Annotated in this window: 1 protein-coding gene; it reads right to left on the reverse strand. The window is 71.6% G+C overall.

Annotation, left to right across the window (positions count from 1 at the left end; all coding sequences use genetic code 11):
• Nucleotides 1-740 (reverse strand): HNH endonuclease (locus RDV89_RS20195; protein WP_315736118.1); only part of this gene is annotated, 740 nt, incomplete at its 3' end.
• Nucleotides 741-800 lie beyond the last annotated feature (60 nt).

Below are 800 nucleotides of genomic sequence, written 5' to 3' on the forward strand. Positions count from 1 at the left end.
GGGCTGGTCCAGATGAAGCCGTCGGGTGGTTCGTCGGGGTGTGTGGGTCGGTAGCGCCAGCGGCGCTCGTGTTCGCGGTGGGCTGTGTCGGGTGGGTCGGTGCCGGCGTGCGTGGGGTGGGTCTTGGCGCGGTGGTGCAGGCGGCACAGCGGGACGAGGTTGTCGCTGGCTGTCCGACCGCCGGAGTGCCATTCGACGCGGTGGTCGAGGTCACTGACCCTTGCTGGGCGGTTGCAGTACGGGAACCGGCAGGTGGGGTGGCGCAGCTGGACCTGTTCGACGAGGCGCTGGGGGATCCGGTAGCTCGGGGTCGTGATGTGCTCGTTGAGGTCGATCACCGGCTTGACCACGATCTGGGTGCTGTCGGTGCGGCACCAGTCGCGGACCTGCTCTGCGGTCACGGTCCGCAGCGCGATTCCGGGTGCGGTGACGGTGGCCAGGTCGATCCCGGTGCCGCCGGTGAGCGGGTCGATCCCGATCGACGACGACGCCAACGCGGCCTGGGACAGGTGGACGTACAGCACCACCTGACGGGCCGCCACCGTCGATGCCGCCACCGAGGAGGCCTGCGCCTGTCCGGTGAGGTCGAGGGCGGTCTGCTTGCGCGCCAGCTCACCGACCGCGATGGACCGGCGGACGTCGAGCGACTCGCCCGACCCGAGTGCGGCGAGCCGGGCGGCACCACGGGCGACGGCGTCCTCGAGGTCACGGGCGTCGGCCAGGTCCAGCTCACCGGACACGGGCACGGTTCCGCCGACCTGGCCGTGCACGCCGAGGGCTTCGCGGGCACGGAAGTCGAT

This window comes from Nocardioides imazamoxiresistens, from assembly GCF_032378595.1.
Taxonomy (GTDB): Bacteria; Actinomycetota; Actinomycetes; order Propionibacteriales; family Nocardioidaceae; genus Nocardioides; species Nocardioides imazamoxiresistens.